Genomic DNA, 17,152 nt, shown 5'->3' on the forward strand with positions numbered 1-17,152 from the left:
TCCCGAATGACCAACATCATCCTGGGCAAGAACCAGTACGGCAAGGCCGAGGTGCGCGTCGTCCGCATCACGCGCGACACCGACCGCCACGAGATCGAGGACCTGAACGTCACCTCGCAGCTGCGCGGCGACTTCGACAGCGCCCACTTCGACGGCAACAACGAGCACGTCGTCGCGACAGACACGCAGAAGAACACGGTCTTCGCGTTCGCGAAGGACGGTGTCGGCAGCCCGGAAGAGTACCTGCTGCGTCTCGGCCGGCACTTCACGGGCGAGTTCGACTGGGTGACCGGCGGGCGTTGGGCGGCCGAGCAGTACACCTGGCAGCGGATCGAGGCCGAGGGCGGCCCGCACGACCACTCCTTCGTGGCCGGCGGCACGGAGACCCGCACCGCCGTCGTGCAGATCGACGGCGACGACACCACGATCATCGCGGGACTGCAGGACCTCAAGGTCCTGAAGTCCACCGAGAGCGGCTTCGTCGGCTACCCGAAGGACAGGTACACGACGCTTCCGGAGACCACCGACCGCATCCTGGCGACGTCGGTCACGGCGAAGTGGCGCTACAACCGCAACGACATCGACTTCAACGAGGTCTATGCCGATGTGCGCCGCGTGCTGCTCGCGAGCTTCACGAAGAACTACTCCTACGCCCTGCAGAACACGCTTTACGACATGGCGCAGGCCGTGCTCGAGGCGCACCCCGAGATCGACGAGATCCGCTTCTCCACCCCGAACAGCCACCACTTCGTCGTGGACCTGTCGCCGTTCGGCCTGGAGAACCCCAACGAGGTGTTCTTCGCCGCGGATCGCCCGTACGGCCTGATCGAGGCGGCGTTCCTGCGCGAGGGCGCCGACACCGACCACTGGTCGTGGAGCGGCATCGCCGGCTTCTGCTGAGCCGGTCTCGCCGAGAGGTCAGACAGATGCGGGGTCCGGTTCGCCGGGCCCCGCATCTTCTCTGCCCTCGACAGCCGGCGATCCCCGGTCGCTTCCTTGACAACAACGCCTTCGAAGGTCACACTAGAATTACACATACTGAAATAGTTCTTCCGCAATTCGAGAGACATGACTACAGGGTGTCTCGGACCGACCGGCACGCCCGCTGGACGAGGAGGTCCCGTGCCGCGGAACATCCGCGTCCTATCAGCCCCGACCGCCGAAGGGCATCCCGCTCGCCGCGATCGTGAGTGCGGTGATGTTGGCCTCGAGCGGCAGGTCGGCCATGAGCAGCACGGTGCGGGCCGCGGCCTCGACGTCGAAGGTGGGCTCGATGCGGCGGGTGCCGTCGGCCTGCAGCGCGCCGGCTCCGACTCCGAGCTCGTCCATGATCTCGGTGCGGGTGTTGCCGATGTCGATCTGCCCGCACGAGATCCGGTACGGCCGGCCGTCCAGGTCGATCGACTTCGTCAGCCCGGTGATCGCGTGCTTGCTGACCGCGTACGCGACGGACAGCGGGCGCGGCACTTGGGCGGAGATGGATCCGTTGTTGATGATCCGGCCGCCCTGCGGGTGCTGCTCCCGCATCGTGCGCATGGCCCCGCGTGCGCACAGCAGCGCCCCGGTGACGTTCACGGAGAGCGTCCGCTCCCAGTCCGCGACGGTGATGTCGGCGGCGGAGGCGGTAGGACCGAACGTGCCGGCGTTGTTGAACAGCACGTCCACCCGACCCCATTCGCCGAGCACCCGATCGAACAGGGCGTCCACGTCGGCCTCGACGGTCACGTCCGTCGGCACGACGAGGGCGTCGGCATGGTCGGACGCCGTCTCGCGCAGCGCGTCCTCGCGCCGCCCGGCCAGCGCCACCCGGTAGCCCGCGGCCAGCATCGCCCGCGCCACGGCGCGCCCGATCCCGGAGCCCGCTCCGGTCACCACCGCGACGCGTCCGCTCATCGTCTCTCCTCACGCCTCAGTCCCGCTGCCGAACCGGCAGCCCCATAACATCTCACAGAAAGGCCGAAGATGCACGAACAGAGCAGCTCCGCCGCCGGATCCGACACCCTGGATCACGATCCCGAAGAGACCGCCGAATGGCTCGAGTCGCTCGATGTGCTCGTCGCCCGGCGCGGCGCCGAGCGCGGCGAGCACATCGTGCGATCGCTCGCGGCCCGTGCCGGTTACGCCCCCGAGCCGAGCACGACCACGGACTACGTCAACACGATCCCGGTGTCCGACGAGCCGGTCTACCCCGGCGATGAGGACCTCGAGCGCCGCTACCGTGCCTGGATGCGCTGGAACGCCGCGATCCTGGTGCACCGCGCGCAGCGTCCCGGCATCGGCGTCGGCGGGCACATCTCCACCTATGCGGGTGCCGCGACCCTGTACGAGGTCGGCTTCAACCACTTCTTCCGCGGCAAGGATCACCCCGGCGGCGGCGACCAGGTCTACTTCCAGGGGCACGCCTCGCCGGGCATGTACGCTCGCGCGTTCATGGAGGGACGCCTCAGCGCGGAGGACCTCGACGGTTTCCGCCAGGAGCGCTCCCGCGAGGGGCACGCCCTGAGCTCTTACCCGCATCCGCGGCTCATGCCGGAGTTCTGGGAGTTCCCGACCGTGTCGATGGGCATCGGCCCGATGAACGCGATCTACCAGGCCCAGTCGAACCGCTACCTGCAGGGCCGCGGGCTCAAGGACACCAGCGACCAGCATGTCTGGGCGTTCCTCGGCGACGGCGAGATGGATGAGCCGGAGAGCCGCGGCCTGCTGCAGCTCGCCGCCAACGACGGCCTCGACAACCTCACGTTCGTCGTGAACTGCAATCTGCAGCGCCTGGACGGGCCGGTGCGCGGCAACGGCAAGATCATCCAGGAGCTCGAGGGGTTCTTCCGCGGCGCGGGCTGGAACGTCATCAAGGTCGTCTGGGGACGGGAATGGGACGACCTGCTCGCCCGCGACACCTCCGGCGCGCTGCTGAACGTGATGAACACCACCCGCGACGGCGACTACCAGACGTACAAGGCCGAGTCGGGCGCGTTCATCCGGGAGCACTTCTTCGGGCAGGATCCGCGTGCGCTCGCGCTCGCCGAGCATCTCACCGACGAGCAGATCTGGGGTCTCAAGCGCGGTGGCCACGACTACCACAAGGTGTTCGCGGCGTACGCGAAGTCGTTGGAGCACAACGGCAAGCCCACGGTCATCCTGGTCAAGACCGTGAAGGGCTACGGCTTGGGCCCGCGCTTCGAGGCGCGCAACGCGACGCACCAGATGAAGAAGCTCACGCTGCAGGACCTCAAGGACTTCCGCGATCACCTGCGCGTGCCGATCAGCGACGCCGAGCTCGAGGCGAACCCGTACGAGCCGCCGTATTACCACCCGGGCGTCGACGCCCCCGAGATCCGGTACCTGCAGGAGCGCCGCCGCGCCCTCGGCGGGTACCTCCCGGAGCGTCGCCCGAACGCCTCGGGTGAGATCGCCCTGCCCGACCCGAAGGCCTACGAGGTGGCGGCGCGCGGATCCGGCAAGCAGCAGGCCGCGACGACCATGGCGTTCGTGCGGGTGCTCAAGGACCTCATGCGCGACCCCGCGTTCGGGAAGCGCATCGTCCCGATCATCCCCGACGAGGCGCGCACGTTCGGCATGGACGCATTCTTCCCGACCGCGAAGATCTACAACCCGCACGGGCAGAACTATCTGGCCGTGGACCGCGACATCGTGCTCTCGTACAAGGAATCGACCGCGGGGCAGATCCTGCATGTCGGCATCAACGAGGCGGGATCCATCGCCGTGTTCACCGCCGCCGGCACCGCCTATGCGACGCACGGCGTCCCGCTGATCCCGGTGTACGTGTTCTACTCGATGTTCGGATTCCAGCGCACCGGCGATTCGCTCTGGGCGGCGGCCGACCAGATGGCGCGCGGCTTCCTGATCTCGGCGACCGCGGGGCGCACCACGCTGACCGGCGAGGGCCTGCAGCACGCCGACGGGCACTCGCCACTGCTCGCGGCGACGAACGCGGCCGTGGTCACCTACGATCCGGCGTTCGGCTACGAGATCGGCCACATCGTGCGCGCCGGCATCGAGCGCATGTACGGCGCGGACTCGACCGACCGCAACCACATCTACAACCTCATGGTCTACAACGAGCCGATCGTGCAGCCGGCGGAGCCCGAAGATGTCGACGTGGCAGGGATCCTGGGCGGGATCCACCGGATCGCGCCCGTCGAGGCGCCGCGCGCGCACCTGCTCGCCTCGGGCATCGGCGTGACCTGGGCGCAGGAGGCGCAGCGGCTGCTCGCCTCGGATTGGGGGGTGCAGGCCGATGTCTGGTCGGTCACCTCGTGGACCGAGCTGCGCCGCGATGCGGTCGCCGCGGAGGAGGATGAGTTCCTCGGACGCGGCGCGCGGGTGCCGTTCGTGCGGCGGCAGCTCGCCTCCTCGACGGGGCCGATCGTCGCCGTGAGCGACTACGCGAAGGATCTGCCCGACCAGATCCGTCAGTTCGTCCCGAACGACTGGGCGAGCCTGGGCGCCGACGGCTTCGGCTTCTCCGACACCCGCGCCGCCGCCCGCCGGTACTTCAAGATCGACGGTCCGAGCGTCGTGGTGCGCACGCTGCAGCTGCTCGCGGCACGGGGGGAGATCGACCCCTCGATCCCGAGTCAGGCCGCGGAGCGCTACCGCCTGCTCGACGTCAACGCCGGCACGAGCGGCACCGACGCGGAGTAGCGGGTGGGGCCGGTCGTTGAGCGACGGTCTTGCCGGCGGCTTTTTGGGCCGGGGATGGAAAACGCCGCTTCCGTCGACGCGGGGGCGACGGTTTCCATCCCTGAGTCGGCCGGCGGCGGGCGCGGGGATGGATTTCGCCGCTCTCGCGTGTCGGGGAGCAGCGGTTTCCATCCCTGAGTCGGACCCGTTGCCCCTCCACAGGTGCCGGCTGTGTAGCGGACTCCACGGATCCCGCGGTGGGGGCCCCGCGCATGTCGGTCCCCGGGGATCATCGGGGGATGCGCCACAGGATTCCGCTCCCGTCGACATTGGGCGATGTGTTCACGCTCCGCGAAGCAGCCGCGGCCGGGATCAAGCGCGGGCGGGCCGATGCGGGTGATCTGCATCGGCCGTTCCGCGGTGTCCGCTCGCCGGAGCCACCCGCGACGTTCGCCGGGCTCGTCGCGTGTGGCGCGCGACGCCTGAAGCCGCGGCAGCGGTTCGTCGGGAGCACGGCCGTGCGCGTCTGGGGCCTCCCGCATCCACGGCGCTGGACGAGCGAGGAGCCACTCGAGGTCGCTGTGCCGCGCGACGCGACGCCGCCGAAGACCGCAGGGATCCGCGGACGCCGACTGCTCGAGGGCCGCGCGACGACGTGGCGGATCGGATCGCTCCCCGTCGTGGATCCGATCGCCGCGGTCTTCAGCTGCGCAGACGAGTTGAGCGTCGACGAGGCCGTGGTGCTGATCGACGCCCTGCTCACCACCGCAGACAACTATCCGAATCTGCTCCCGGACCGTCCGCTGATCCGCCGCGATGAGATCGAAGAGCGTCTTCGCCAGTGGGCGCGGTTCCCGGGGCGTCGGCAGATCCAGGAGGCGCTGTCGCTGGCACGTGATCGCGTCGAATCCCCGAAGGAGACCGAGACGCGTCTGCTCATCCTCGGCGCGGGGCTTCTGGAGCCCGTGGTCCAGCATGAAGTCCGCGACGCGCGGCGGCTCATCGCGCGGGTCGATCTGGCCTACCCCGCGTGGAAGATCGCCATCGAGTACGAGGGCGACGGACATCGCACCGACGCGGCGCAGTGGCGGAGAGACATCCAGCGACAGCGCGAGCTCGAGGATCGCGGATGGCTGGTGATCCGGATCACCCAGCTCGACCTTGCAGAAGGCGCCGACGCGCTCCTGGATCGGATCCGTCGGGCCATCGCCGCACGGATGGGATGACCGTCCCGAAGCCGCGGTTGTCCCGGGGTCAGGCTCGGGGTCGGGCTCCGGGCTCCGGGCACGGGGATGGAAAGCGCCTCTCCCATGGACGCGAGGGTGACGTTTTCCATCCCCGCGATGTCGGCCGTCGAGCTCGGAGATGCATTTCGCTGCTCGCACGAGGTCGGGAACAGCGCTTTCCATCCCCGGGGGCCGGGGTCCGGGGTCCGGGGGGATCTACGCCGCGAGGTCGGCGGCGATGGCGGTGGCCGCCTCGCGCAGGCGGGGCACGGCGCGCTCGGCGAACTCCTCGGTGACGCGGGCGATCGGGCCGGACACCGACACGGCGGTCGGGGTCGGCGCGTTCGGCACAGCCATGGCGTAGCAGCGCACGCCGATCTCCTGCTCCTGCTCGTCGATCGAGTAGCCGCGCTCGCGGATCCGGTCGAGTTCGGCGAGCAGGTCGTCGACGTTGCCGATGCTGAAGGAGGTCGGGGTGGACATTCCGGTGCGGCCCACGATGCCGCGCACGGTGTCGTTGTCGAGCTGGGCCAGGATCGCCTTCCCGACACCGGTGTCGTGCACGTTCGCGCGACGGCCGACCTCGGTGAACATCCGCATCGAGTGCTGCGATGGCACCTGCGCGACGTAGACGACCATGTCGCCGTCGAGCACGGCCATGTTCGCGCTCTCGCCGAGGGCGTCGACCAGGCCCTTCAGCTGCGGGCGGGCGAGCGCGCCGAACTGGCGGGACGCACCCTCGCCGATCCGGATCAGCCGCGGGCCGAGCGCGTAGCGCCGGTTCGGCAGCTGACGGGCGTAGCCGAGCGTGACGAGCGTGCGCAGCAGCCGGTGGATCGTGGGAAGCGGGAGATCCGTCGACGCGGAGAGCTCGCTGAGGGTCACTTCGCCGCCGGCGTCGGTCACGAGTTCGAGCAGCTCGAACACGCGCTCGACCGACTGCACGCCCGATCCTGCGGCCTTGGTGGTCTTCAGATTCTCTGCCATTGCGGCTCCCGTCGTCGTGGATATTCCATCATGCGAGAGCCGCGCTCCGGAACTTCGAGGAGATTCGAAGACCGTGTTGCGCAAAACTTCCACGATAGAGATAATAGTATCCACAATACGAAAGTATTGTATTGAGACTTCAGAACTGCACCCCCGCGCCCGAGCTCTTTCGCCCGGACGCCTCGATGAGGAGGAAACATGGCGAATCCGGGCCCCGGGAACTCGATCACGCTGCGGATCGACGCGCCGTCCAACGTCAGCGTCACCAGCGAGCTGGCCGCGGCGGCCGCCGCCGCCGGCGCCGCGATCACCGCGCTCGACGTGGTGGAATCGCACCCGACCACGATCGTCGTCGACCTGACGTGCAACACGACGGGCGAGCAGCACGCCGACCAGGTGCGCGACGCGGTCGAGGCGCTCGAGGGCGTCACCGTACGCCAGGTCAGCGACCGCACGTTCCTGATGCACCTCGGCGGCAAGCTCGAGGTCGTTCCGAGCGTGCCGCTGCGCAACCGCGACGACCTGTCCCGGGCCTACACGCCGGGCGTCGCGCGGGTCTGCATGGCCATCGCCGAGGACAAGAGCAAGGCGCGCAACCTCACGATCAAGCGCAACACGATCGCCGTCGTGACCGACGGCACCGCCGTGCTCGGCCTCGGCGACATCGGGCCCGAGGCCGCGCTGCCAGTGATGGAGGGCAAGGCTGCGCTGTTCAAGCAGTTCGCGAACGTCGACGCCTGGCCGGTCTGCCTGGACACGAAGGACACCGAGGAGATCATCTCGATCGTCAAGGCCATCGCCCCGGTCTACGGCGGCGTGAACCTCGAGGACATCGCGGCTCCGCGCTGCTTCGAGATCGAGGCTCGCCTGCGTGAGGAGCTCGACATCCCGGTCTTCCACGACGACCAGCACGGCACCGCGATCGTGACGCTCGCCGCGCTCCGCAACGCGCTCCGGGTGGTCGGCAAGTCGATCGACGAGGTGCGGATCGTCGTCTCGGGCGTCGGCGCCGCCGGCAACGCGATCGTGCAGCTGCTGCGCGCCGAGGGGGCCGTTGACGTCGTCGCCTGCGGTCGCAACGGCGCGATCCACCGCGGCGAGGAGTACGCCGACGCGCACCGCACCGAGCTCGCCGCGACCACCAACCCCCGCGGCTTCCAGGGCAGCCTGAAGGAGGCGATCGTCGACGCCGACGTGTTCATCGGCGTGAGCGCCCCGGACATCCTGGACGAGTCCGACATCGCCGCCATGGCAGACGACGCGATCGTGTTCGCGATGGCGAACCCGACCCCCGAGGTGGATCCGATCATCGCCTCGAAGCACGCCGCGATCGTCGCCACCGGCCGCAGCGACTTCCCGAACCAGATCAACAACGTGCTCGCCTTCCCCGGCTTCTTCCGGGGCCTCCTGGACGCGGGCGTGTCGGACATCACCCCGCCTATGCTGGTCGCAGCCGCCGAGGCGATCGCGAACCGTGTCGGCGATGACGAGCTCAACGCGAGCTTCATCATCCCGAGCGTGTTCGATCCGCTGGTGGCCGGTGCGGTCGCCGAGGCGATCGTGCGCGTGGTCGAGTCCACCGCGTCGAGCAAGGAGTGAGCCTTATGGCCGCAGGCACCCTGGGCGAGGCCGACCTCGCCGACATCGACACCCGTCTCGCCGGCACCGACACGCTGCTCGCCACCCGGTACCCGGGCGACGACGGCAGCCGGCAGCCCGTGCACACGCTGTACGTGCCGGCCGACAGGTTCCGGCCCGACCTGCCGGCAGCGTTCGGCGCCGCGGCTGCCGAGGCGGTCGCCGCGTTCGGCGGCACCGTCGCCCTCGCGCAGGCGGTCGGCCTCGGCCCCCTCGCCGACGAGCTCGCGCCACTCGTGGACGCGAAGCTGGTCGCCGAGCCGATCGAGGATCTGCGGCTCGACTTCGAGGACGGCTACGGCGCCCGGCCGGACGAGGAGGAGGACGCGGACGCGGTCCTCACCGCCGAGCGGGTGGCCGCAGCGGTCGCCGCCGACCTCGCCCCGCCGTTCATCGGGATCCGGTTCAAGTGCTTCGAGGCGCCCACGCGCCGGCGCGGGATCCGCACGCTCGATCTGTTCCTGACCACGCTCGCGGCCGCCGGCCCGCTGCCGGACGGACTGGTCCTGACGCTGCCGAAGGTCACCACGGTCGCGCAGGTCGAGGCGATGGTCGCGCTCTGCGAGCTGTTCGAGGAGCGCCTCGGGCTGCCCGCGGGCCGGCTGCGGTTCGAGGTGCAGATGGAGACGCCGCAGCTGATCGTCGCCGCGGACGGATCCGTTCCGGTCGCGACCCTGCTGCATCGCGCAGACGGGCGCATCTCCGCACTGCACTACGGCACGTACGACTACAGCGCCTCGCTGCAGATCGCCGCGGCCTATCAGTCCATGGAGCACCCCGCGGCCGACTTCGCCAAGCAGGTGATGCAGGTCGCCGTCGCCGAGACCGGGGTGCGGATCTCGGACGGATCCACGAACGTGATCCCCGTCGGCGATCCGGATCACGTGCGCGAGGCCTGGCAGCTGCACGCGCGCTTGGTACGGCGCTCGCTCGAGCGCGGCTACTACCAGGGCTGGGATCTGCACGCCACGCAGCTGCCGACCCGGTACCTGGCCACCTACGCGTTCTATCGCGAGGGCTTCGCCGCCGCCGCGAAGCGCCTGGACAACTATCTGCACGGCAGCGACGCCACGATCATGGACGAGCCGGCGACGGCCCGGGCCCTCGCGCGGTTCGTCGTGCGCGGGCTGGAGTGCGGCGCCCTCACTACCGAGGAGGTGCGCGCCGCGACCGGATCCGAACCCGCGGAGCTCGTCCGCCTCGCCCACCCGAAACTCGCCCCGACTGTCGCTCCGAACCTCGCCCCGACTCTCGCCACCAAGGAGGCCTGATGTCCTACTACACCCCCGCCGGCGGGCTGCCCCCGCAGACCGAGCTGCTCACCGACCGCGCCGTCGTCAAGCTCGCGTACACGTTCATCCCGAAGGGCGTGATGCGCGACATCGTGACGAGCAGCCTGCCCGGTTTCACGAACACGCGCGCGTGGATCATCGCCCGCCCGACCCCGAGCTCGGCGACCACGTTCTCGCAGCTGATCGTCGAGATCGCGCCGGGTGGCGCGGCGGCGAAACCCGAGGTCGAGGCCGGCGTCGAAGGCGTCGTCTTCGTCACGACGGGGAAGCTCACCCTGACGCTCGAGGGCGAGACCCACGTGCTCGAGGAGGGCGGCTACGCCTTCCTCGCCCCGGGCGCGACCTGGTCGCTCGCCAACGAGGGATCCGAGATCACCAGCTTCCACTGGATCCGCAAGGCCTACGAGTGGCTGGACGGCGTCGACGCACCCGCGTCGTTCGTCACGAGCGACAAGGACATCGCTCCGGTCTCGATGCCGGACACCGATGACGTGTGGGCCACCACGCGCTTCTCGGACGCGAGCGACATTGCGCACGACATGCAGGTGAACATCGTCACCTTCAAGCCGGGCGGATCCATCCCCTTTGCCGAGACGCACGTCATGGAGCACGGCCTGTTCGTGCTGCAGGGCAAGGCGGTCTACCGCCTCAATGACGACTGGGTGGAGTGCGAGGCGGGCGACTACATGCTGTTGCGCGCGTTCTGCCCGCAGGCCTGCTACGCGGGCGGCCCCGAGGACTTCCGCTACCTGCTGTACAAGGACATGAACCGGCAGATCCGGCTGACCTGACCGGGATCCGTCAGCAGCACGCGAGAACGCCGCCCACTCGTGGGCGGCGTTCTCGCGTGTCAGGGCCTCGTCATGCCCGGGATGACGCTCCGATGGCCGCTCGCTCCTCGGCGCTCGGGATCGGTTCGATCCGGCCGAGCACCACGGTGTAGAAGAAGATGCCGATGACCAGCATGATTCCTGCGACGATGAACGCCCAGGCGAAGCTGCCGGTGAACTGCACGATGAATCCGGTGACGATCGGAGCGGTCGTGCCGATGATGTTGTTCACCGTGTTCATGACGGCTCCTGTCGCTCCCACGGAGCCTTCCGGGGCTATGAGCGCGGGGAGGGAGTTCGTCACGCTGAACGCGATCGTGATCCCGGTCGTGCCCAGCGTGATCCACACGAGCGACCAGAACAGGTCGTGGGTGAACGCCGTGCCGGCGATCGTGGTCGCGAGCAGCATGCCGCCGATGATGAACGCCCGACGGACCGCCGTGCTCGACCTGCCGTGCCGGATCAGACGATCCAGCCAGTAACCCGGCAGGGCGTACTGCACGATCACGGCGAACAGCCAGGGCACCGCCGTGATCAGACCGGACTTCGCCACGTCCATGTGCATCTGGGACTGCAGGAAGCCGGGCAGCCAGGTGAGCAGCATCCACTGCACGTAGCCGGCGCAGCCCAGGCCGAGCGACATGCCCCACACCTTGCGCTGACGCAGGATGTAGCCGAGGTTGGCGAGCGGGTTCGGCTTCGGCGCGTCCTCGTGCTGCGCGCCACCGGCGAGGATGTGGTTCAGCTCGGCGTCGCTCAGCTTGCCCCTGCGGTTCATCTCCTTCGGATCGCGGTAGCGGAAGAAGAAGACGACCGTGTACAGGAGGCTGAGCACGCCGATGGTGATGAAAGCGCCGCGCCACCCGAACAGCGCGACCGCGGCGCCGACGATCGGGAAGCCGATCACGTTGGACAGCCGCTGGCCGCTGTCGAAGATCACCGTGGCCATGCCGCGCTCAGAACGCGGGAACCAGTAGCCGGTGGTCTTCATGGCACCGGGGAAGATCGGCGCTTCGGCGAAGCCGAGGATCAGTCGCGCGACGAGCAGCAGGCCCATGCCGCTGATCGCGGCGGTGAGGAAGCAGGAGATCGTCCAGAGGATGGTCGCCGCGCGCATCACCCACTTGATGCCGATCTTGTCCAACAGCATCCCCATCGGGATCTGCATGAGGGCGTAGGTCCAGCCGAAGCTGCCCAGGATGATGCCGATCTGGCCCTCGGTGAGGCCGAACTCGATCCGCATGTCATGTTCCGCGACCGACATCGAACTGCGGTCGATGTAGTTGATCAGCACCGCGAAGAACAACAGGAAGCCGATCGACCAGCGCACCCAGCCGATCTTTCCGGCTCGGGGGACGATCAACCCTGTTCGGGGGATCGTGGTTCCGTTCCCGGACGCGGAGTCGACGGAATCGGGGGAAACGGGGGATGACATGGTGGGAGACCTCTCTTGCTCGTCATCGAGTTGAGTCTGGACGCCTCGTCGGACGAGGCGCTCTAGGACTGTACCGCCGGATCCAAATCTTCCGCAATAGAAGATTCTTTATTCACATCGTGAAACTTCATGGAGGCGAATCGGGGCCTGAGCGTTGACAGAAGGGGCACGATCCCCGTACTCTTTCATTACAAGGAAATCTTCTTCCACAATCCGAAATCAAGGACGATCTCATGAGCTACACCGTCAACGCCTCGATCCTGCTGACCGAGCTGCCGATCCTGGAGCGTCCGGCCGCCGCGAAGGCTGCCGGGTTCGACGCCGTGGAGTTCTGGTGGCCCTTCGCCGTGGCCGTGCCCGCGCAGGACGAGGTCGACGCGTTCGTCGCCGCGATCCAGGACGCCGACGTGCAGCTGACCGGCCTGAACTTCTTCGCCGGGGACATGCCCGCCGGTGATCGCGGCCTGGTGAGCTGGATCGGCCGCGAGGACGAGTTCGCGGCCAACACCGCGGTGGTCGTCGAGATCGGCCGTCGCCTCGGCACCCAGGCCTTCAACGCCCTCTACGGCAACAGGATCGACGGCATCGACCCGCAGGCGCAGGATGACCTGGCCGTGACGAACCTCGCCGCGGCGGGACGCGCGGTCGCCGCGCTCGGCGGGATCGTACTGCTCGAGCCGGTCTCGGGCATGGAGACCTACCCGCTGAAGACCGCCGCCGACGCGCTGGCGATCATCGAGCGCGTGAAGGCGGAGGAGGGCGTCGAGAACGTCCGCCTGCTCGCCGACTTCTACCACCTCGCCGTCAACGGCGACGACGTCCCCGCGGTGATCGCAGAGCACGCCGCCGAGTTCGGCCACATCCAGATCGCCGACGCCCCCGGCCGCGGCGAGCCCGGCACCGGCGACCTGCCGCTCGCGCAGTGGATCGCCGATGCCCAGGACGGCGGCTACGCCGGCGTCATCGGCCTGGAGTACAAGGCCACCCAGGCGGATCCCTTCGCCTGGACCAGCACCGCGGCCGCGCAGGCCTGAACCTCTCTCGCTAAGGAGCGACGACATGACCCGCATCGCATTCATCGGCCTCGGCATCATGGGCCTGCCCATGGCGAAGAACCTCGTCGCCGCCGGCTACGACGTCGCAGGCTTCAATCGCAGCCAGGGCGCCATCGACACCCTCGTCGCTGCCGGCGGCACCGGCGCCAGCAGCATCGCCGACGCCGTGAAGGACGCCGACGTCATCATCACGATGGTCCCCGACTCCCCGGATGTCGCCGGCGTCGTGCAGGGCCCGGACGGCGTCTTCGCGCACGCCAAGGCCGGCGCGCTCTGGATCGACAACTCCTCGATCCGCCCCGACGTGGCGAAGGAGCTCGCCGCGGAGGCCGTGGCCGCCGGGCTGGGCGTCGTCGACGCCCCCGTCTCCGGAGGCGAGCAGGGCGCGATCGACGCGGTCCTCTCGATCATGGTCGGCGGATCCGCGGACGACTTCGCGACGGCGGAGCCCGTCCTGAACGCGATCGGCAAGACCATCGTGCACGTCGGGCCCGCCGGCGCCGGCCAGACCGTCAAGGCCGCCAACCAGCTCATCGTCGCCGTCAACATCCAGGCGCTCGCCGAGGCCGTCGTCTTCCTCGAAGCGTTCGGCGTCGACACCGACGCCGCGCTGAAGGTGCTCGGCGGGGGACTCGCCGGATCCAAGGTCCTCGACCAGAAGGGCCAGAAGATGCTGAACCGCGACTTCGCGCCCGGCTTCCGTCTCGCCCTCCACAACAAGGATCTGGGCATCGTCACGTCGGCTGCACGCTCGGTCGGGGTCACCGTCCCGCTCGGCGCCGCGGTCGCACAGCTCGTGAACGCGCTCGTCGCCCGCGGCGACGGCGGGCTGGACCACTCCGGCCTGTTCAAGCTCACCGCCGAACTCTCCGGCAAGAACTGATCCCACGCTTTTCTGGGGTCGTTGAGCGAGCGAAGCGAGACGAAACGCCGCGTTTCGTCTCGGTCGGCTCCGCCGTCCTCGCCCAACGACCCCCATCAGACCTAAGGAAGATCTCATGACCCGCATGCGCGCAGTAGACGCCATCGTCCAGATCCTGATCAAGGAGGGCGCCACCGAGACCTTCGGCCTCCCCGGCGCCGCCATCAACCCGCTCTATGCCGCGATGCGCCAGAACGGCGGCGTGCGGCACACCCTGGCCCGCCACGTCGAGGGCGCCAGCCACATGGCCGACGGCTACAGCCGCACCGGCGACGGCCGCATCGGCGTGTGCCTGGGCACCTCCGGCCCCGCCGGCACCGACATGATCACGGGCCTGTACGCCGCGATCGCCGACTCCATCCCGATGCTGTGCATCACCGGCCAGGCGCCGGTCGCGAAGCTCGACAAGGAGGACTTCCAGGCCGTCGACATCGCGGCGATCGCGAAGCCCGTCACGAAGTTCACCAAGACGGTGCTCGAGGGCGCGCAGGTCCCCGGCGTCTTCCAGTCGGCCTTCCAGATCATGCGCTCCGGGCGCCCCGGTCCGGTGCTCATCGACCTGCCCTTCGATGTGCAGCTGACCGAGATCGAGTTCGACATCGACACCTACGAGCCGCTGCCGGTGGCCCGGCCCGCCGCGACCCGCGCGCAGGCGGAGAAGGTGCTCGACATGCTCACCTCGTCCGCGCACCCGGCGATCGTCGCCGGCGGCGGGGTCGTGAACTCCGGCGCCTCCGCCAAGCTCGTCGAGCTCGCCGAGACCCTGGGCGTGCCCGTGTTCCCGACCCTGATGGGCTGGGGCGCGATCGGCGACGACCACCCGCTCGCCGCGGGCCTGGTCGGGATCCAGACCTCGCAGCGCTACGGCAACGCGAGCTTCCTGGAGAGCGACTTCGTGCTCGGGATCGGCAACCGCTGGGCCAACCGGCACACCGGCGGCCTGGACACGTACCGCAAGGGCCGCACCTTCGTGCACGTCGACATCGAGCCCACCCAGATCGGCCGCGTGTTCGCGCCCGACTACGGTGTGGTCTCCGACGCCGGCGCGTTCATCGACGCCCTGCTCGAGGCGGCGCGCGACCGCGTGGCCACGCTGCCCGACTACAACGCGTGGGCCGAGGAATGCCGCGACCGCAAGGCGCGCCTGCAGCGCAAGACGAACTTCGACACCGTGCCGATGAAGCCGCACCGCGTCTATCAGGAGATGCTGACCGCGTTCGGCCACGACACCACGTACGTGACCACGATCGGCCTCAGCCAGATCGCCGGCGCGCAGCTGCTGCACGTGTATGGACCCCGCCAGTGGATCAACGCCGGCCAGGCCGGCCCGCTGGGCTGGACGCTGCCCGCCGCCCTCGGTGTCGTGCGCGGCAAGCCGGGCCAGTCGGTGGTCGCGCTGAGCGGCGACTACGACTTCCAGTTCATGATCGAGGAGCTCGCCGTGGGTGCGCAGCACAAGCTGCCGTACATCCACGTCGTGGTGAACAACAGCTACCTGGGCCTGATTCGTCAGTCGCAGCGCGCGTTCGAGATGGACTACGAGGTCTCGCTGGCCTTCGACAACATCAACACCCCGCAGGACTCGTCGTCGATCGCGACCGGCTACGGCGTCGACCACGTCAAGGTGGCAGAGGGCCTGGGCTGCAAGGCGATCCGGGTCGAGCGTCCCGAGGACCTCGCGGCCGGCTTCGCCGAGGCCGAGCGCCTGCGTGACGAGTTCCAGGTGCCGGTCGTCGTCGAGGTGATCCTCGAGCGCGTGACCAACATCGCGATGGGCGCGGATCTCGACACCATGAACGAGTTCGAGGACCTCGCCGCATCGCCCGCCGACGCGCCCGAGGCCGTCTACGCGCTGCTCGACTGAGCCGTAGCATTCTCACCATGCGCATCCTGATCGCCTCCGACAAGTTCAAGGGTTCGGCCACGGGCCCTGAGGTCGCCGCCGCGCTCGCGGAGGGGATCCTGGCCTCCGCACCGGGGACCGTCATCGACGCGGTCCCCGTCGCGGACGGCGGGGAGGGCACGGTCGATGCCGCGCTCGCCGCGGGCTTCACGCCGGTCACCGCGACCGTCACCGGGCCCACTGGCGAGCCGGTCGAGGCACGCTTCGCGGTGCGCGGGGATCAGGCGATCATCGAGATGGCCGCCGCGAGCGGTCTGGACGCACTGCCCGGCGGGGTGAGGGACGCGCTCGGCGCCACCAGCAGGGGGACCGGAGAGCTGATCCTCGCGGCGCTGGATCGCGGCTGCACGCACATCGCGCTGGGGGTCGGCGGCAGTGCGAACACCGACGGCGGCGCCGGCATGCTGCAGGCGCTCGGGGTCGTGCTCCGGGACGCCGCCGGGCGGGAGCTGCCAGGGGGTGGCGGGGCCCTGGGATCCCTCGCGACCGTCGAGGTGGAGGGGCGGGATCCGCGTCTGCCGGCGACCGAGGTCGTGCTCGCGAGCGACGTCGACAATCCTCTGCTCGGCCGCCGGGGGGCCGCCGCCGTGTTCGGACCGCAGAAGGGCGCGAGCCCGGATGACGTGGCGACGCTCGACGCGGGTCTCGCGCGCTTCGCCGGGCTGCTCGAGCAGCAGCCCGGCATCCGGGCGGCGGCCGACCTGCCCGGTGCGGGCGCCGCCGGCGGTGTCGGCTACGCGGCGCTGGCCGCGCTCGGCGCGCACCGCGAACCCGGGGTCGAGGTCGTGCAGCGCCTCACCGGCCTCGCCGAGCGCCTCCGCGGCGCCGACCTCGTCATCACGGGCGAGGGCAGTCTCGACGACCAGAGCCTGGGCGGCAAGACGCCGCTCGGCGTCGCCGCGGCCGCGCGTGCGGCCGGCGTCCCCGTGATCGCCGTGTGCGGGCGCTCCACGCTCAGCGCGGATGCGGCCGCGTCCGCGGGGTTCGCGCGCGTCTACGCGCTCTCCGAGCTCGAGCCGGATCCGGCCCGCAGCATGGCCGAGGCGGTCGCACTGCTCACCGAAGTGGGCCGCCGCATCGGCGTCGAGGTCGGCGACATCGTCCGCTAGCACGGCCCCCGGATGCGACGATCCTGCGGGGCCGTTTCGTCGTGCGCTCGAGCCTTTTGCCCTACCTGGGATCTCACCGCCGATCAGCGGAAACCCGTTGACAAGACCCGT

At 69.5% G+C, this 17,152-nt stretch carries 13 protein-coding genes; 10 read left to right on the forward strand and 3 right to left on the reverse strand.

Translation table 11 applies throughout. The features are described 5' to 3' along the window. The first annotated feature begins 6 nt into the window (after positions 1–6). The gene (gene pucL / locus ABD882_RS03165) at positions 7–900 is read left to right on the forward strand and encodes a factor-independent urate hydroxylase (protein WP_345184272.1); all 894 of its coding nucleotides are present in this window, start codon (positions 7–9) and stop codon (positions 898–900) included. Between the two features lie 246 nt (positions 901–1,146). Here the strand turns inward: pucL and ABD882_RS03170 are convergent, their stop codons facing one another. Beyond that, positions 1,147–1,893 carry an SDR family oxidoreductase gene (locus ABD882_RS03170; protein ID WP_345184274.1) on the reverse strand — a complete coding sequence of 249 codons (747 nt, stop codon included), beginning with the start codon at positions 1,891–1,893 and terminating at the stop codon, positions 1,147–1,149. Positions 1,894–1,962: 69 nt separating this feature from the next. Here ABD882_RS03170 and aceE point away from each other — a divergent pair, with 69 nt between their 5' ends. Together aceE and ABD882_RS03180 are read left to right on the forward strand one after the other, a co-directional pair. Further along, a complete protein-coding gene (gene aceE / locus ABD882_RS03175; protein WP_345184276.1) occupies positions 1,963–4,665 on the forward strand; it encodes a pyruvate dehydrogenase (acetyl-transferring), homodimeric type in 2,703 nt (900 codons plus the stop codon). A gap of 278 nt (positions 4,666–4,943) precedes the next feature. After that, positions 4,944–5,870 carry an endonuclease domain-containing protein gene (locus tag ABD882_RS03180; protein WP_345184278.1) on the forward strand — a complete coding sequence of 309 codons (927 nt, stop codon included), beginning with the start codon at positions 4,944–4,946 and terminating at the stop codon, positions 5,868–5,870. 216 nt (positions 5,871–6,086) lie between these two features. Here the strand turns inward: ABD882_RS03180 and ABD882_RS03185 are convergent, their stop codons facing one another. Continuing rightward, on the reverse strand, positions 6,087–6,857 hold the full coding sequence (locus ABD882_RS03185) for an IclR family transcriptional regulator (protein WP_345184280.1): 771 nt from the start codon (positions 6,855–6,857) through the stop codon (positions 6,087–6,089). Positions 6,858–7,055: 198 nt separating this feature from the next. Here ABD882_RS03185 and ABD882_RS03190 point away from each other — a divergent pair, with 198 nt between their 5' ends. Genes ABD882_RS03190 through ABD882_RS03200 form a run of 3 tightly spaced genes read left to right on the forward strand, consistent with a single transcriptional unit; the run spans position 7,056 to position 10,578 of the window. Then, a complete protein-coding gene (locus ABD882_RS03190; protein ID WP_345184283.1) occupies positions 7,056–8,456 on the forward strand; it encodes an NAD-dependent malic enzyme in 1,401 nt (466 codons plus the stop codon). A gap of 5 nt (positions 8,457–8,461) precedes the next feature. Continuing rightward, on the forward strand, positions 8,462–9,766 hold the full coding sequence (locus tag ABD882_RS03195; protein ID WP_345184285.1) for a DUF6986 family protein: 1,305 nt from the start codon (positions 8,462–8,464) through the stop codon (positions 9,764–9,766). Beyond that, a complete protein-coding gene (locus tag ABD882_RS03200; protein ID WP_345184439.1) occupies positions 9,763–10,578 on the forward strand; it encodes a bifunctional allantoicase/(S)-ureidoglycine aminohydrolase in 816 nt (271 codons plus the stop codon). The genes ABD882_RS03195 and ABD882_RS03200 overlap by 4 nt, the downstream gene beginning before the upstream one ends. 70 nt (positions 10,579–10,648) lie before the next feature. On the opposite strand, the gene ABD882_RS03205 is transcribed toward ABD882_RS03200, so the two are convergent. Continuing rightward, positions 10,649–11,980, reverse strand: coding sequence for an MFS transporter (locus ABD882_RS03205; protein ID WP_345184287.1), 1,332 nt, complete (start codon positions 11,978–11,980; stop codon positions 10,649–10,651). 305 nt (positions 11,981–12,285) lie between these two features. On the opposite strand from ABD882_RS03205, the gene ABD882_RS03210 reads away from it, so the two are divergent. From ABD882_RS03210 to ABD882_RS03225, 4 genes are all read left to right on the forward strand, one after another. Then, positions 12,286–13,086 (forward strand): hydroxypyruvate isomerase family protein, encoded by an 801-nt coding sequence (locus tag ABD882_RS03210; protein ID WP_345184289.1) that lies wholly within the window; start codon positions 12,286–12,288, stop codon positions 13,084–13,086. A gap of 25 nt (positions 13,087–13,111) precedes the next feature. Further along, on the forward strand, positions 13,112–13,990 hold the full coding sequence (locus ABD882_RS03215; protein ID WP_345184292.1) for a 2-hydroxy-3-oxopropionate reductase: 879 nt from the start codon (positions 13,112–13,114) through the stop codon (positions 13,988–13,990). A gap of 115 nt (positions 13,991–14,105) precedes the next feature. After that, the gene (gene gcl, locus ABD882_RS03220) at positions 14,106–15,893 is read left to right on the forward strand and encodes a glyoxylate carboligase (protein ID WP_345184294.1); all 1,788 of its coding nucleotides are present in this window, start codon (positions 14,106–14,108) and stop codon (positions 15,891–15,893) included. A gap of 17 nt (positions 15,894–15,910) precedes the next feature. Then, the gene (locus tag ABD882_RS03225; RefSeq protein ID WP_345184296.1) at positions 15,911–17,041 is read left to right on the forward strand and encodes a glycerate kinase; all 1,131 of its coding nucleotides are present in this window, start codon (positions 15,911–15,913) and stop codon (positions 17,039–17,041) included. Positions 17,042–17,152: the final 111 nt, after the last annotated feature.

The sequence above is a fragment of the Microbacterium panaciterrae genome (assembly GCF_039541635.1).
GTDB classification, from domain to species: Bacteria; Actinomycetota; Actinomycetes; order Actinomycetales; family Microbacteriaceae; genus Microbacterium; species Microbacterium panaciterrae.

What these genes read in the sequence shown, in the direction of transcription:
- pucL (WP_345184272.1), top strand. Translation starts at nt 7, where the DNA reads ATGACCAACATCATCCTGGGCAAGAACCAGTACGGCAAGGCCGAGGTG.
- ABD882_RS03170 (WP_345184274.1), bottom strand. Translation starts at nt 1,893, where the DNA reads ATGAGCGGACGCGTCGCGGTGGTGACCGGAGCGGGCTCCGGGATCGGG.
- aceE (WP_345184276.1), top strand. Translation starts at nt 1,963, where the DNA reads ATGCACGAACAGAGCAGCTCCGCCGCCGGATCCGACACCCTGGATCAC.
- ABD882_RS03180 (WP_345184278.1), top strand. Translation starts at nt 4,944, where the DNA reads ATGCGCCACAGGATTCCGCTCCCGTCGACATTGGGCGATGTGTTCACG.
- ABD882_RS03185 (WP_345184280.1), bottom strand. Translation starts at nt 6,857, where the DNA reads ATGGCAGAGAATCTGAAGACCACCAAGGCCGCAGGATCGGGCGTGCAG.
- ABD882_RS03190 (WP_345184283.1), top strand. Translation starts at nt 7,056, where the DNA reads ATGGCGAATCCGGGCCCCGGGAACTCGATCACGCTGCGGATCGACGCG.
- ABD882_RS03195 (WP_345184285.1), top strand. Translation starts at nt 8,462, where the DNA reads ATGGCCGCAGGCACCCTGGGCGAGGCCGACCTCGCCGACATCGACACC.
- ABD882_RS03210 (WP_345184289.1), top strand. Translation starts at nt 12,286, where the DNA reads ATGAGCTACACCGTCAACGCCTCGATCCTGCTGACCGAGCTGCCGATC.
- ABD882_RS03215 (WP_345184292.1), top strand. Translation starts at nt 13,112, where the DNA reads ATGACCCGCATCGCATTCATCGGCCTCGGCATCATGGGCCTGCCCATG.
- gcl (WP_345184294.1), top strand. Translation starts at nt 14,106, where the DNA reads ATGACCCGCATGCGCGCAGTAGACGCCATCGTCCAGATCCTGATCAAG.
- ABD882_RS03225 (WP_345184296.1), top strand. Translation starts at nt 15,911, where the DNA reads ATGCGCATCCTGATCGCCTCCGACAAGTTCAAGGGTTCGGCCACGGGC.